Origin of the sequence: Lentzea jiangxiensis (genome assembly GCF_900104175.1) — a bacterium.
Classification (GTDB): Bacteria; Actinomycetota; Actinomycetes; order Mycobacteriales; family Pseudonocardiaceae; genus Lentzea; species Lentzea jiangxiensis.
In genome coordinates this window covers 622666-636543 of record NZ_FNIX01000002.1, presented here as the reverse complement: position 1 = coordinate 636543, position 13878 = coordinate 622666, and the positions used below count along the sequence as shown (strand labels likewise).

At 71.7% G+C, this 13878-nt stretch carries 16 protein-coding genes; 9 read left to right on the top strand and 7 right to left on the bottom strand.

Annotated elements, in window-relative coordinates; all coding sequences use genetic code 11:
• The first annotated feature begins 84 nt into the window (after positions 1-84).
• Together BLQ91_RS10605 and BLQ91_RS10600 are read left to right on the top strand one after the other, a co-directional pair.
• Entirely contained in the window at positions 85-783 is a 699-nt protein-coding gene (locus BLQ91_RS10605) for a nitroreductase (RefSeq protein WP_090096766.1), read from the top strand.
• 40 nt (positions 784-823) lie between these two features.
• Positions 824-1642 (top strand): SDR family oxidoreductase, encoded by an 819-nt coding sequence (locus BLQ91_RS10600; RefSeq protein ID WP_090096541.1) that lies wholly within the window; start codon positions 824-826, stop codon positions 1640-1642.
• Between the two features lie 60 nt (positions 1643-1702).
• Here BLQ91_RS10600 and BLQ91_RS10595 read toward each other — a convergent pair whose 3' ends face one another.
• Positions 1703-2650 carry a helix-turn-helix transcriptional regulator gene (locus tag BLQ91_RS10595; protein ID WP_090096540.1) on the bottom strand — a complete coding sequence of 316 codons (948 nt, stop codon included), beginning with the start codon at positions 2648-2650 and terminating at the stop codon, positions 1703-1705.
• A 121-nt stretch (positions 2651-2771) separates the two neighbouring features.
• On the opposite strand from BLQ91_RS10595, the gene BLQ91_RS10590 reads away from it, so the two are divergent.
• A complete protein-coding gene (locus tag BLQ91_RS10590; RefSeq protein WP_245733313.1) occupies positions 2772-3668 on the top strand; it encodes an alpha/beta fold hydrolase in 897 nt (298 codons plus the stop codon).
• Between the two features lie 30 nt (positions 3669-3698).
• On the opposite strand, the gene BLQ91_RS10585 is transcribed toward BLQ91_RS10590, so the two are convergent.
• Complete coding sequence (locus BLQ91_RS10585; RefSeq protein WP_176959658.1) at positions 3699-4601, bottom strand: AAA family ATPase; 903 nt, start codon at positions 4599-4601, stop codon at positions 3699-3701.
• Between the two features lie 312 nt (positions 4602-4913).
• Between BLQ91_RS10585 and BLQ91_RS10580 the strand changes: the two genes are divergently transcribed.
• The 5 genes from BLQ91_RS10580 (at position 4914) to BLQ91_RS10560 (ending at position 8427) form a co-directional block, all read left to right on the top strand.
• Entirely contained in the window at positions 4914-5663 is a 750-nt protein-coding gene (locus BLQ91_RS10580; RefSeq protein WP_090096537.1) for a GH12 family glycosyl hydrolase domain-containing protein, read from the top strand.
• Between the two features lie 119 nt (positions 5664-5782).
• On the top strand, positions 5783-6919 hold the full coding sequence (locus BLQ91_RS10575; RefSeq protein ID WP_090096536.1) for a serine/threonine-protein kinase: 1137 nt from the start codon (positions 5783-5785) through the stop codon (positions 6917-6919).
• A 267-nt stretch (positions 6920-7186) separates the two neighbouring features.
• On the top strand, positions 7187-7525 hold the full coding sequence (locus tag BLQ91_RS10570) for a hypothetical protein (RefSeq protein ID WP_090096535.1): 339 nt from the start codon (positions 7187-7189) through the stop codon (positions 7523-7525).
• Between the two features lie 18 nt (positions 7526-7543).
• Positions 7544-8113 carry a GNAT family N-acetyltransferase gene (locus BLQ91_RS10565; protein ID WP_090096534.1) on the top strand — a complete coding sequence of 190 codons (570 nt, stop codon included), beginning with the start codon at positions 7544-7546 and terminating at the stop codon, positions 8111-8113.
• 50 nt (positions 8114-8163) lie between these two features.
• Positions 8164-8427, top strand: a complete 264-nt coding sequence (locus BLQ91_RS10560) for a hypothetical protein (RefSeq protein ID WP_090096533.1) — start codon at positions 8164-8166, stop codon at positions 8425-8427.
• Here the strand turns inward: BLQ91_RS10560 and BLQ91_RS10555 are convergent.
• Both BLQ91_RS10555 and BLQ91_RS10550 read right to left on the bottom strand, forming a co-directional pair.
• On the bottom strand, positions 8424-9614 hold the full coding sequence (locus BLQ91_RS10555; protein WP_245733312.1) for an MFS transporter: 1191 nt from the start codon (positions 9612-9614) through the stop codon (positions 8424-8426). The two genes, BLQ91_RS10560 and BLQ91_RS10555, sit on opposite strands and share 4 nt — an antisense overlap.
• Before the next feature lie 152 nt (positions 9615-9766).
• Positions 9767-10816, bottom strand: coding sequence for a TerC/Alx family metal homeostasis membrane protein (locus BLQ91_RS10550; protein WP_090096532.1), 1050 nt, complete (start codon positions 10814-10816; stop codon positions 9767-9769).
• A gap of 129 nt (positions 10817-10945) precedes the next feature.
• On the opposite strand from BLQ91_RS10550, the gene BLQ91_RS10545 reads away from it, so the two are divergent.
• Positions 10946-11287: an MmcQ/YjbR family DNA-binding protein gene (locus BLQ91_RS10545; protein ID WP_090096531.1), complete on the top strand. Its 342-nt coding sequence runs from the start codon at positions 10946-10948 to the stop codon at positions 11285-11287.
• 16 nt (positions 11288-11303) lie between these two features.
• On the opposite strand, the gene BLQ91_RS10540 is transcribed toward BLQ91_RS10545, so the two are convergent.
• Genes BLQ91_RS10540 through BLQ91_RS10530 form a run of 3 tightly spaced genes read right to left on the bottom strand, consistent with a single transcriptional unit; the run spans position 11304 to position 13864 of the window.
• Positions 11304-11972 carry a DUF2306 domain-containing protein gene (locus tag BLQ91_RS10540; RefSeq protein ID WP_090096530.1) on the bottom strand — a complete coding sequence of 223 codons (669 nt, stop codon included), beginning with the start codon at positions 11970-11972 and terminating at the stop codon, positions 11304-11306.
• Positions 11973-12026: 54 nt separating this feature from the next.
• A complete protein-coding gene (locus BLQ91_RS10535) occupies positions 12027-12740 on the bottom strand; it encodes a response regulator (protein ID WP_090096529.1) in 714 nt (237 codons plus the stop codon).
• Positions 12737-13864 carry a sensor histidine kinase gene (locus BLQ91_RS10530; RefSeq protein WP_090096528.1) on the bottom strand — a complete coding sequence of 376 codons (1128 nt, stop codon included), beginning with the start codon at positions 13862-13864 and terminating at the stop codon, positions 12737-12739. The genes BLQ91_RS10535 and BLQ91_RS10530 overlap by 4 nt, the downstream gene beginning before the upstream one ends.
• Positions 13865-13878 lie beyond the last annotated feature (14 nt).

Below are 13878 nucleotides of genomic sequence, written 5' to 3'. Positions count from 1 at the left end.
GAGGAAGCCTACCGAAGGTGGTCTCTTTTCGAGACTGGTTCGTGCTAGCGTCCGTCTCGAAAAGAGACCACGTTGGAGGTTCCCGTGAGCACGGCCGCCGTCACGTCCCCGGACCTGCACGAGGCGCTGGACCGCCTGCTCGCCGAGCGGTGGACCTGCCGGCAGTTCCTGCCCGAGCCGGTCCCGAGGGACACCATCGAGCAGATGCTCACCCTCGCTCAGCGCACTCCGTCGTGGTGCAACACCCAGCCGTGGCACGTGATCGTCACCGAAGGCGCCGCGACGGACAGGGTGCGCGCCGGGCTGCTCGAGCACCTGCGGACCAGCCCCGGCCAGCCGGACTTCCCCTTCCCCGCGCAGTACACGGGCGCCTACCAGGAACGCCGGCGCGAGTGCGGCAAGCAGCTCTACACGAGCCTCGGCATCGAACGCGGCGATCACGAGGGCGCCGCCCGCCAGATGCTGCGCAACTTCGAGTTCTTCGGCGCACCGCACGTCGCGATCATCACCACCGAAGCCGACCTCGGCGTCTACGGCGCGATCGACTGCGGGCTCTACCTCAACTCGTTCCTGCTCGCCGCCCAGAGCCTCGGCCTCGGCGCGGCACCCCAGGCCGCGCTCGCGGGGTGCTCCGGCTTCCTGCGCGAGCACTTCGGGCTCCCGGACTCCCGGCGCGTCGTCGTCGGCGTCTCGTTCGGCCACCCGGACACGACGCACCCGGCCAACGGCTTCCGCACCAGCCGCGCGGACACCGACAGCGCCGTGACGTGGCACTCCGCCTGATGCCTCTCGCGGTGACGCGGAAGGACGCGATACTCCTGCCATGACGGCAAAAGCGGGCGCGGTCGTGACCGGAGCCGGACGCGGCGTGGGCAAGCTGGTCGCGCGGATGCTGGTCGAACGCGGTCACACGGTGATGGTGACCGACGTCGACGAAGCCACGGCGACCGCGACGGCCACCGAGCTCGGCGCGATCGCACGGGTGCTCGACGTGCGTGACGACGAGGCCGTGGCGGCGGCGCGCGACGAGATCGTCGCCCGCGCCGGCCGGCTCGACGTCTGGGTCAACAACGCGGGCGTCCTCGTGACCGGCCCCGCGTGGGAGCAGGACGCCGCCACCCGGCGGCTGATGGTCGAGGTCAACGCCCTCGGGACGATCAACGGGACGGTCGCCGCGATCCAGGCCATGCGCGGTCGCGGCGGCGGCCACGTCGTGAACGTCGTGTCCCTCGCGGGCATCACAGCTGTGGTGGGCGAGGCGGTCTACGCCGCCTCCAAGCACGCGGCCATCGGCTTCAGCCTCAGCACCCTCGCCGACCTCCGGCAGGCGGGTGTGCGGGACGTCGACATCTCGTGCGTCTGCCCGGACGGCATCTGGACCCCGATGCTGTACGACAAGCTCGACGATCCGGCGGCAGCGCTGTCGTTCTCCGGCACGCTGCTGCAGCCCGCCGACATCGCCGCCGCCGTCGCCAGGGTGCTCGACAGGCCGAAACCGGTCACCACGGTGCCGGGATGGCGCGGAGCACTGGCCCGGCTCGCCGACGCGTTCCCGCGCTTCGGCCTGCGCGCGATCCCGGTGATGGTCGCGCAGGGCCGCCGGACCCAGCGCAAGCTCGCGGAGCGCGGCCTGCGGGACTGAGCCGCGGGCCGGCCTCACCCTCACGGCCGTGAAGGGCGAGCTCGGCGATCTGCCGCTGTCTCAGGCGTATCTGCCGACGAGCGCGCTGCCGATCGAGGCCAGGCGGTCCCGCACACCGGCGGGACCGGTCACCTCGACCCAGTCGACCAGCGCGGCGAGCTCGCCGGCGAGGACGTGCTCGTCGTGGCCGCGGACCACGACCTCGATGCGGCCGTCCGCCGCGGCACCGCCCACCTCGAGACGGCCGCCGAACGCGATCCGGAGCACTCCCAGCTCACCGGGCGTGCACAGCGCCCGGGCCCCGAGGGGCGTTCGCCTGCGGTCGACCTCGTCCGCGATCGCGCGCCAGCTCTCGGCCAGGTCGAAGCCCTCGGGCCGGTGCACGGGGTCGCCGGTCGGGTCCACGGACGACACGCGGTCGATCCGGAAGGTCCGGCGACCGGCTTCGGTGTGGGACACGAGGTACCACGCCGGGCCTTTGGCGACGACGCCCAGCGGGTGGACGGTCCTCCCGGTCTCGGCGCCCTCGCGGTCGACGTAGCCGAGCCGCACCTGGACGCCGCGGATCACCGCGTCCTGCAGCTGGTCGAGGAAGCGAGGCGGCCGGTGCCCGTCCGGACCCGCCCCCCACCGCCGCGGGTCCACGACCACCGACGACGCCGCTGCCTCGGCCTGCTCCCGGAAGGGCTCCGGCAGGGCGTGGACGAGCTTGCGCAGAGCGGCTTTCACGCCCGGTGCCGCGACCGAGGCCGGGCCGGCGACCAGGAACAGGGCGCGGGCCTCGCTCGCGGTCAACCCGGACAGGTCGGTGCGGGCGCCACCCACGAGACGCCAGCCGCCACCCCTGCCCCGCAGGGCGTACACCGGCACCCCGGCCGTGGCCAGGGCATCGAGGTCACGGCGGGCGGTGCGTTCGGAGACCTCCAGTTCACGGGCGACCTCCGCCGCCGTCACCTGCCCGCGTCGTTGCAGCAGGAGGAGGACGGCCAGGAGTCGATCGGTGCGCACGTCGCAAGATTCCCAGACAAAGCGGTCACGGGGTGACCGGTTTCGGTCGGCATGATCGCGTCATGACATCACCGGCGAGCTCCACCGCTTTCCCGAGCCCACCCTCGTCCCGGTCAACGGCGTGCAGCTCGAAGTCTTCGAAGCGGGGCTGCACAACGCGGGAAAGCCCGTCGTGCTCTGCCACGGCTGGCCCGAACACGCCTTCTCCTGGCGCCACCAGCTGCCCGCCCTGGTCGAGGCGGGCTACCACGTCATCGTCCCGAACCAGCGGGGGTACGGGAACTCGTCCCGCCCGGCCGGCGTGGCGGACTACGACCTCGAACACCTGACGGGAGACCTCGTCGGACTGCTCGACCACTACGGCTACGAGGACGCCACCTTCATCGGCCACGACTGGGGTGCGTTCGTCGTCTGGGGACTGGCCCTGCTGCACCCGCACCGAGTCGGCAAGCTGGTCAACCTGAGCCTGCCCTACCAGGAGCGCGGGGACCGCCCCTGGATCGAGTCGATGGAAGCGGTGCTCGGCGGCGACTTCTACTTCGTCCACTTCACCCGGCAGCCCGGAGTCGCGGACGCCGTGCTCGACGCGAACACGTCCCGCTTCCTGCGCAACCTCTACCGGAAGAACGTGCCCCCGGGTGCCCCCGGGCCGGGCATGGTGATGATCGACCTCGCCACCGCGGAGACACCGCTCGGCGACCCCCTGCTGAGCGACGACGAACTGGCCGTCTACGTCTCCGCGTTCGAGGCGACGGGGTTCACGGGCAGCATCAACTGGTACCGGAACCTCGACCGCAACTGGCACCTGCTGGCGGACGTGGACCCGGTCCTGCGGCAGCCCGCGCTCGTGGTCCACGGCGACCGCGACCCGGTGGCCCGGTCGGAGAGGCTGACGGAGTTCGTGCCCCGCGCGGAGGTGATCAGCCTCGACGCCGGTCACTGGATCCAGCAGGAACGGCCGGAAGAGCTGAACCGGGCGGTCTTGAAGTGGCTGGAGCAGCAGGACGCCACCCCGTAGCACCCGCCACCGCCGTGGCGCGGAAGCCGGTCAGGCGATGATGTGCCGTAGAACCGCGGCCAAGGCGAGCTCGTGCGGTTGCACGGTGTCCACGGTGAGCGCTTCGCCGTGCCAGGGAAAGCTCGCCAGTCGCTGCCGCACATCGGACCAGTCGCCCGAGTCGTGCCAACCGGGGATTCCGCGGCCGCGGCCTTCGAGCCTCGCACGGTGGACCTGCGGGTCGGAGCACCGGCACACGACCACGCGGAACTCCGCACCGGCCCGGCGGGCCAGGCTGCGCCAGCGCTCCCTGGTCGTGACCAGTTCGGTGGGGTGGTCGAGGATGACGGACTGTCCGGCGAGCAGTTGTCGCAGGGCGAGCGTGGTCAGCATCTCTTCGGCCATCGCCAGCGGGTCCTCGAAATGACGCCCTCCGAACGGCGTCAGCGCGCCGAGCAGCCAGTCGGTGGCGAAGACGGGGATCCCCAGCTCGGCGCCCGCGGCGTCGGCCAGGGTGCTCTTCCCGCTACCGGGTACCCCGGAGAACACGACCAGCCGGGCACCCGTGGCGGCGGAAGGCAGGTCGTGGTCGGTGAAATCGACCGGCAACCCCGGTGTCAGACCGGCCGGCACCAGTCCTTCGACCCACGTGGTGGCGATCCGATGCGGCCGTGCGGTCTCGACGACGCAGGTGACGACGTCGACGGTGCCGTCGCGGCGGAGGATCCGCGCCCGCGCGGTGGTCTCGCCGACGTCGAGACCGACCACGACGACCGGTGCGTAGCGGGCAGCGCGGCCGCGGGTGACCTCGACGTACCGCTCGGGCGTGACAACGGCGGTGAACGCAGCCGCGAGCACGTCGGATGCGTCCGCTCCCCAGCCGGGTTTCCCGTCCAGGCCGTCGAGGATCCATTCCAGTCTCGCCAGGGCGGGACTGGCCGCGAAACGGTGCACTGTTCCCCCGGGCGAGGTGGTCGAGGCGGGTGGATCAAACCTAGCGAGCCCGCACGAGGCACAGGCCGGATGTTCGCCCACGACTGAAAAGACCGTTGCCGGATCCGGCAACGGCGCGAACTCGGAAAAGCGGCCCCGTCGATTCGACCTGCCGTTCGACACCCGGCGGCGGTAGGGAAATGGTCACAAAACCAAGCGCTGCCAGGGGTTTCTCCATCACGCGACCATTCAAGCACTCATTCGACAAATCCTCCTGATCATTGACACGCCGGTACATTGGGAGCGCTCCCATAATCTCCTGTAGGAGTCATCATGCGAAGGACCATCCGTGCCGTCGCTGCCGCCGGCCTCCTCGTCGCGAGCACGTTGATCGCGACGACGGGTCCGGCCCAGGCCGATGTGACCATCTGCGACCAGTACGGCTCGACCACCATCCAGGGCCGTTACGTGGTCCAGAACAACCGGTGGGGCACCTCGGCGCAGCAGTGCATCAACGCCACGTCGTCCGGTTTCCAGATCACCACTCAGCAGGGTTCCGCCCCGACCAACGGCGCGCCGGTGTCGTACCCGTCGGTGTTCCTCGGCTGCCACTACACCAACTGCTCCCCCGGCTCGACCCTGCCGATGCAGGTCAGCCGGATCCGCAGCGCCACGTCGTCGATCAACTACCGGTACGCGGGCGGCACCTACAACGCCTCGTACGACATCTGGCTCGACCCCACGCCGAAGACCAACGGCGTGAACCAGATGGAGATCATGATCTGGTTCCACCGCCAGGGCTCGATCCAGCCCATCGGCAGCGCGGTCGGCACGACCACGATCGGCGGGCGCAGCTGGCAGGTGTGGCGCGGCAGCAACGGTTCCAACAACGTCATCTCCTACGTCGCGCCGTCGGCGATCACCTCGTGGTCGTTCAACGTGCTCGACTTCATCAACGACGTGCGCGCCCGTGGTGCGATCACGAGTTCCTGGTACCTGACCAGCATCCAGGCCGGGTTCGAGCCGTGGAACGGCGGCGTCGGCCTGGCGGTCGACAACTTCTCGGCCTCGGTCAGCGGCTGAGCCGGGGAACCTGCCAGCCGCCGGGCGGTCGTCATCGGCGACCGCCCGGCGGAATCGGGTGGTTGGGGTTCCCGGGACGGGGGAACACAGGGGCGACCGACCGCCGGAGAAGGGTTGCGATGACCTCGTCCGCTCACGACCGCATGCTCGCCGACCGCTACGAGATCGCCGAGTTGCTGGGCACCGGCGGCGTGGCCGAGGTCCGCCGCGCCCGGGACACCAGGCTCCACCGCGACGTCGCGGTCAAGCTCTTCCGGGCCGGCTCCGAGCTCTCGCACGAGCGCCGGTTCGCCAACGAGGTCAAGACCCTCGCCGCGTTGTCCCACCCCGGTCTGGTCCGGGTGCACGACGCGGGCACCGCCGACGGCGCCCCGTTCGTCGTCCTGCAGCTCATCGACGGTCCCACTCTGCGCGAGCGCCTCACCGACGGGCCGCTCGCGGTGGACGACGTTCGGCACCTCGGCACCCAGCTCGCCAATGCGCTCGCGTACGTCCACGCGCGAGATGTCGTCCACCGCGACATCAAGCCGTCCAACATCCTCCTCGACCGGCACGGCAACGCCCACCTGGCCGACTTCGGCCTCGCCAGGCTGATCGGCTCGACGCGGCTCACCCGGACCGACCAGGTGGTCGGCACCGCCGCCTACCTCGCCCCGGAACAGGTGCGCGGGGACGAGTTCGGCCAGGCGGTCGACATCTACGCGCTCGGCCTGGTCCTGCTGGAATGCCTCACCGGCCACCGCGAGTACGAGGGCAGCGAGATCGAGGCCGCGGTGGCGCGGCTGCACCGGCAACCCTTCATCCCCGAAGGCCTTCCTCCCGACCTCGAACGCCTGCTGATGCTGATGACGTCCCTGTCCGCACGCCGCCGCCCCAGCGCCGCGGAGTGCGCGAGGGTGTTGCGCGATCCGGACCGGCCGATCACCCACGTCGTACCTCCCGCGCGACCACGTCGCACGACACGTCTGCTCGCCGCGTCGGCCGCGGCGACCGTGATGGCCGCCGCGGGCGTCGCCTTCGCGGTCCTCTCACCGTCGCCTCCCAGCGAGTCCGCACCCGCGCAGACCACCACCGCACCTCCTCCGGCGTCCACGACCGACGCCCCGGCACCGACAACCGACTCACCCCGGACGCAGACGCCGGCCCCGGTCCTGGTCGCCGAGGTGAGCCCGCACCACGAGGAGCCCGCCAAGAAGCCGGAGCACGGCAAGCCCGCGCCGCCGGCCAAGGGCAAAGGGCACCCCGGCAAGGGCTGAGCGTCGTCCCGCACGCGGTGTTCCTCCCCACATCGGATCTCCGCCCAGGACGTGAGAGCCTGGAGACGTTCAGCGCGGCGTGGGGGAAGTCCGGTGCGAGTCCGGCGCTGTCCCGCAACGGTGTGCCTCCTCGCGAGGCGAGCCCGATCACCCGTTCCGCGCGGTGTCACCAACTCCTGTCGTGGATGTGCGGGAAAGGGTTCCGATGCAGACGTCCGGCACTCGCCGCTGTCCTGGCTCCAGCGCGCAAGCGGGTGGGACAACGTCATGACGTCACGGATCACCGTCTGCCGCGGCTGCTGTTGCGGCACCGCGCGCAAGCACCCCGAGGTCGACCACGACCGCCAGCTGGAACTGTTGCGCGAACGACTCCCGTCCGTGCGCGTGGCCGACTGCCTCGACGCCTGCGAGAGGTCGAACGTGGTCGTGGTCCAGCCCAGCCCGGCCGCGCGCGCCGCGGGGGCGAAACCCGTGTGGGTGGGATCGGTCCTGGACGACGAGGCGGTGCACGGTGTCGCCGACTGGGTTGACGCGGGCGGTCCCGGTGTCGCCGCGCCGCCGCCACTGGTCGCCGAGCGGATCGTCGCCGCACCACGCCTGGGGTGAGCTCCGGCGCAGGGGGTCGTGACAGAACCCCGGCAGGCCGCCATCCTGGTCGCCGTGGGTTACCAGGTGCGGTTCGCGGACCCGGAGGCGTTGCTGGAGCTGCGATCGGAGGTGTTCCGGTTGTACCGCTCGTGCTTCGCGGCGCCGCCCTACTCGGAGACCGAGGAGGAGATCGCCCGCTTCACGGACGGGCGGTTCGACCGGGGCATGGCCACACCGGGCGCTCACGGGTTCGTGGCGTGGCACGGTGAGACCGTCGCCGGGCTGGTCTACGGCTGGCCCGCTCGCGGGGAGGTGCCCGGAGATCGCGGCTACGCCCTGGTGCACAGCTGCGTGGCGCCGCACCTGCACCACCTGCTCCGGCCGCCGGCGTTCGAGGTCGCGGAGCTCGCGGTGGACCCGGCCCACCGGCGGCGCGGGCTGGGCCGGCGGCTGCTGGACCGCGTCGTCGAAGGACACCCCACGGCCTGGCTCGGCACCCACCCCGACGCACCCGCGCGGCGGCTCTACGAGTCAGCCGGCTGGACCGTCATCGGTCAGTGCGAGGACGGCCGTCAGCGGACGCTCATCCTGTCGCTGTCCCGCTGACGCGGACGAAGATCGCCGTTGCGGCCGGGGAACGGTTTCCCGGCCCTACCGTGACGATCGCCCTGCTGGGCGGCGCCTTCCTCTTCGCCCACCCGCTGCTGACCGACACCACCGCCGGGAGCTTCGAGCAGCGGAACGGGAAGTACGTGGAGTCCGAGGACGGCGCCGTCGTCCGCGAGCTCACCGAGGACCAGTACGAGTCGGTGATGGCCGCGAACCAGCGCGGGTGGGCGGGCCTCGCGGTCGCCTTCGCCGGGGCACCTTCCTCCACGCCGGGATCCGCCACCGCAGGTGACCGAGGACCGGTGGGCTAACGCGGCACGCTCGCGGTGGACAGCGCGGCCGCCAGCACCCCGATCAGCCCGAGCACGACGAACACCGCCGGGAAACCGCCCAGTGCCGCCGCGAGTGCGCTGCCCGCCCACGGCGCGACGGCCGCGGTGAGCATGACCGGTGCCGTGAGCAGGCCGTTGAGCTGTCCGTAGTGGACGGCGCCCCACCGGTCGGTGATCGCCGTCGCCTGCACCAGGGTGAAGATCCCGCGCGTGACACCGGCGAGCACCGAGCCCGTGATCAGCAGGAGCGCGGGTCCGGGAACGAGCCCGAGCAGGATCGTCACCGCCGCGCTGACGAGGAGCACCGCCAGGGTGCGGGCGCGCACCGAGGTCCTCGCGACCAGCCTGGCGTAGCCGAGGCGCCCGAGCACCTGGCCCACACCGCCGAGGCCGAGGGCGACAGCCGCGCCCGAGGTGGTCATGCCGCGTTCGGTGAGCAGCGGGACGAGGTTGATCACGACGGCGTACACGCTGAACGCGGCCAGGCTCATCGCGACCACGAGCACCAGGAACGGCCTGCTGCGCGCCACCGCCGACGGCGTGTGGACGGTTTCGTGCTCGATCGCGGGCCACGGCAGCCGCAGACCCCACAGGTGCAGCGGGATCGTGGTGACCGCCAGGAAAGCGGCGAGCACGAGGTAGGTGCCGCGCCAGTCGAGCCGGTCGTTCAGCACCGCGGCGAGCGGCGCGAACACGGTGCTCGCCAGACCGGCGACCAGGGTCAGCGCGGTCAGGGCCGTCACCCGGCGCGACCCGTACCAGCGGGTCAGGGCGGCGAACGCGGGTGCGTAGAAGACACCGGCCATCGCGACACCGGCCAGCAGCCACGCCGCGGTGAACCACACCAACGACTTCGCGCTCGCCAGTGCCACGAGCGCGAGCACGGCGATCACCGAGCCGGTGGTCATGACGGCGCGCGGACCGTGCCGGTCGAGCAGCCCGCCCACCGGGATGCCCACCAGGCCCGCGACGACCTGGCTCGCGGAGAACCCGGCCGTGATCGCCGCGAGCGACCACCCGGTCCGGGCGCTCATGGTCGGCAGCAGCACCGGAAAGGCGTAGTAGAGCACTCCCCAGCTGATGATCTCGGTGGTGCACAGGACGACCAGCACGCGGCGCAGCCCGGCGCCGAGATCGGGTCGCGCCGTCGCGGTGTCAGCGGACACCGGACCGGACCCGTTCGCGGGACAGGGATGCCGGCGCACGGCCGCAGCTCGTCATGCCGACCAGGTAAACACCCGGCCCGGCGTGGCGCAGCCGGTTTTCACCCTGTGGAGCGCTGGGCAGGCCGGGCAGGACACCCGTCGGGGCGCCGCGGCTAGGACGACCGGCGATCCGCTGCCTGGGGCTGTCCCTTCTCCGAGCGCCCGGCGGACGCCCGGCGCGTCCGCAGCGAGGCCGGGTGGGCCTTGACCGACGGGTCCCGCTTCGTCTTGACGAGGCTCGCCACCGTCACGACCGCGAGCACGACGGCGATCACCGCGAGGCTGAGCAGCGTGGGGATCTCGGGCACGCTCTTGCTGACGTCCTCGTGCGCCCACTGCAGGATCAGCTTCACCCCGATGAACGCCAGGATCAGCGACAGCCCGACCGACAGGTACACCAGGCGGTCCAGCAGGCCCTGGACGAGGAAGAACAACGCGCGCAGACCCAGCAGGGCGAAGGCGTTGGCGGCGAAGACGACGTACGGCTGGGACGTGATGCCGAAGACCGCCGGGATGGAGTCGAGCGCGAACAGCAGGTCGATGGTCCCGATCGCGATCAGCACGACGAACAGCGGCGTCACCATCCGCTTGTCACCCTCGTGGGTGAACAGGTCGCCGCCCGCGTAGTCGTCCGTCACGGGCAGCACCCGGCGCGAGGTCTTGACCACGACGTTGTCCTCGATGTCGGGGTCCTCGTCCCGGTGCCGGTACAGCTGCACCGCCGTGTAGATCAACAGCAGGCCGAACAGCAGGAACACGAACGAGAACAGCGACAGCAGCGTGGCGCCGAGCGCGATGAAGATCCCTCGCATGACCAGCGCCAGCACGATGCCGAAGGTGAGCACCTTGTGCCGGTGCCGGTCGGGCACCGAGAAGGTCGACATGATGATCACGAAGACGAACAGGTTGTCGACCGAGAGGCTCTTCTCGACGAGGTAGCCGACGAAGAACTCGGTGCCCGGCCCACCGCCGTAGTGCAGCGTGAACCAGACGCCGAACCCGATGGCGATCGCCACGTAACCCACCGACCACGCGGCCGCCTCGCCGATCCCGACGTGGTGGGGGCGCTTGGCCGCGACGACCAGGTCGACCGCGAGCAGCGCCACGACCAGGCCGATCGTCAGCAGCCAGGTCAGCAGGCTGATGTCGAGCTGCGCACTCATGTGACCTCCCGGCGCCGGAGCGTGCGCTCCGGCCGCTCACGAGTACCCAGTCGCACGCCGTTGGTCACCCCTCCGCGAGTTTCCATTCGTCCAAGCCGGACGCGCCGGTGCGCTGCGACGATGGCGACCATGACGAACTGGGACGACGTGGTGGCCCTGGCCTCGCGACTGCCGGAGGTCGAGGAGGAGACCTGGTACCGGACGCCGGCGCTGAAGGTGGCGGGCAAGGGCTTCGCCCGGCTGCGCAGCGAGGCCGAGGGAGGGCTCGTGCTGCTGTGCGGCTTGGACGAGAAGGCGGCGCTGCTCGCGTCCGGCGACCCGGCGTTCTTCACGACGCCGCACTACGACAGGTACGGCGCGATCCTGGTCGATCTGGCCGAAGTGGACTCCGGGCAGCTCGCCGAGCTGGTGGAGCAGGCGTGGCGGCTCAAGGCCCCGGCGAAGCTGCTGAGGGCGTTCGACCGCCGGTGAGGCCGGGCGACCGCCCTCACCGGTTCTCCCCCACCGCCAGCCGGGCGCGTAGCGGACCGGCGGTGCGAGCGGGACGGCGGATGATCCACTCCGCCACGGCGAGGTTGACGAGCCAGGCCGCGAGCATGAGCACCGCCTTGCTGTGCCGGTCCAGCGGGCCGGCGAGCGCGATCCACGGTCCCATCGTCACGGCCTGCGTGCTGGCGCCCAGCCCGACCGCGAACCCGCGGATCATCCACGCCCGGTGCCCGGAGATGTCCCGGCGGAGGACGGCGGCGAGGCCGAGGACGAGGAACACCGCCCAGGCCGTGCCGAACACCAGTCGCGTGCCGGTGAGGAAGGCGCCCACGTCGTCGGGTTTCGGGTAGAACGCGGTCATCCACAGACCGGACAGCGCCCCGATCAGTCCACATAGGACCAGGACTCGTCCGGAAACCCTGTGCCAGCCGCGTCTGCGCCGGCGGAACCCGGGAGCGAACTGGAAGGCGCCGAGGAGGCAGTACACGCTGACGGTGATGGCGTGCACCACCACCGGAACGGGTGAGGCGAAGAACCGCGCGTTGTCCGGCGTGATCTCCGCGCCGCCGCCGAGCTCGGCCAGCCGGAGGACGCCGCCGAGCACCGGGACGACGCTGAAGAGGAGGATCGCGGCCGGGATGAGCACGTCCCGCTTGGTGGAGGTCATGCACCAGATCGTGGCGTGTGCGGGGTCGTCACCTCATCGGCGGAAAGGCTTCGATCATCCTGGCCGATGGTCGGGCGCCGTCGTCGTACTTTCGGCTGATCGCGGCCGGAACCCGCCTCGGACGCGCCTGGTCTCGTAGGCCCAGATGGCGATCTCGACCCGGTTCCTGGCACCGATCTTGGCCATCAGGCTGGCGATGTGCGACTTCACGGTGCTGAGCGTGATGTGCAACTCCTGGGCGACCTCGCCGTTGGTGCGCCCGCCCGCGACGGCGGCGAGGACCTGCTCCTCGCGTTCGGTGAGCGGTTCGGCCGGCCGCACGTCCGGTCCCGCGGGCCCGGTGTCGGCGAACGCCTCGATCAGCCGCGCCGTGACGCTCGGCGCGATCAGGGCGTCGCCGGCGGCCGCCGCGTGGACGGCCTGGGCGAGCAGGGCGGGACCGGCGTCCTTGAGCAGGAACCCCTTGGCACCCGCGCGCAACGCGGCGTAGACGTACTCGTCGAGGTCGAACGTGGTGATCACGACGACGGCCGGTGCGTCGGCGGCGCCGGACGCGGTGAGCAGGCGGGTGGCCTCGATGCCGTCGACCTCCGGCATCCGGATGTCGAACAGGCACACGTCGGGCCGCAGGCGCCTGGCCAGTTCCACGGCCTGCCGCCCGTCCGGTGCCACCCCGACGACCTCGATGCCCTCCTGGGCGCCGAGGATCATCGCGAGCCCGGTGCGGACGATCTCCTGGTCGTCGGCGACCAGGACCCGCACGCTCACCGGCCCGCTCCCGTCAGCGGCAGCACGGCGGTCACGGTCCAGCCCCGGCCGGCACCGGGTCCCGCCTCACAGCTCCCGCCGAGCAGGCTCGCGCGCTCCTTCATGCCGATCAGCCCGTGCCCCTCCCCCGCCGCCGTGCCGGAGTCGCCGTCGTCGTTCACCCGCAGGCGCACCGACGAGTCGCCGACGGTGACGCGCACCTCGACGCGGGTGGCGTGCCGGGCGTGCCTCCGCGCGTTGGTGACGGCCTCCTGGGCGAGCCGGTAGACGGCGGTGCCCACCGACCGGGGCAGGTCGCCGACGGGCCCGTCGATCCGCACGTCCACCTCGGGGCCGGGCTTCCCGTGACTGGCGAGCAGCGCGACGTCGGCAACGCCCGGACTGGGCGCCATGTCCGCGGAGTCGTTGCGGCGCAGGGCTCTCACCATCGTGCGCATCTCGGTGAGCGCCCGCGACGCCTCCGACTCGATCAGCGCGAGCGCCTCGACCGCCGCCTCGGGCCGCGCCGGCGCCAGCGCGAGCCCCGCCTGCGCCCGGATCGCCATCGCCGACACGTGGTGCGCCACCGTGTCGTGCAGATCCCGCGCCAGCCGCTCCCGTTCCAGCAACTTGACCTGCTCGAACTCCCGAGCCCGCGCCCGCCCCCGGTACCGCACCGCGGCCCCGGCGGCACACGCGGCCCCGAGCACCGCACCCCCGGCCACGGTCTCACCCGCGCCGACGTACCCGAGCACCGCGGACAGCACGACCTTGCCGAGCATGACCGCCAGCCCGATGACGGCCTCACGTCCCGACCCCCACCGGAACAGCGAGTACGGGAACAGCACCATGAACACCAGCACGCCGAGCTCGGGCTCGCCTGCGAACACGAGCGAGGCGACCGCGGCCACCCCGAACGCCCCGGCGACCGCCACCAGCGGCCTGGTTCGACGTATCAGCAGCAACGGCAGCAACGCCACCGCCACGGCGAGCGAGCCCGCCCTCGTCTCCAAACCGGGACGCAGCACCGCTTCGAGTGCCGCGATCAGCAGCAGGACGACGACGAGCGCCCAGTCCCACCAGAGCCGTGCCGCGCCCCGAGCCGGCCGGGGCTCGTCCCACACCGACCGCAGGAGGGCGAACATGGTGTCATCGTACG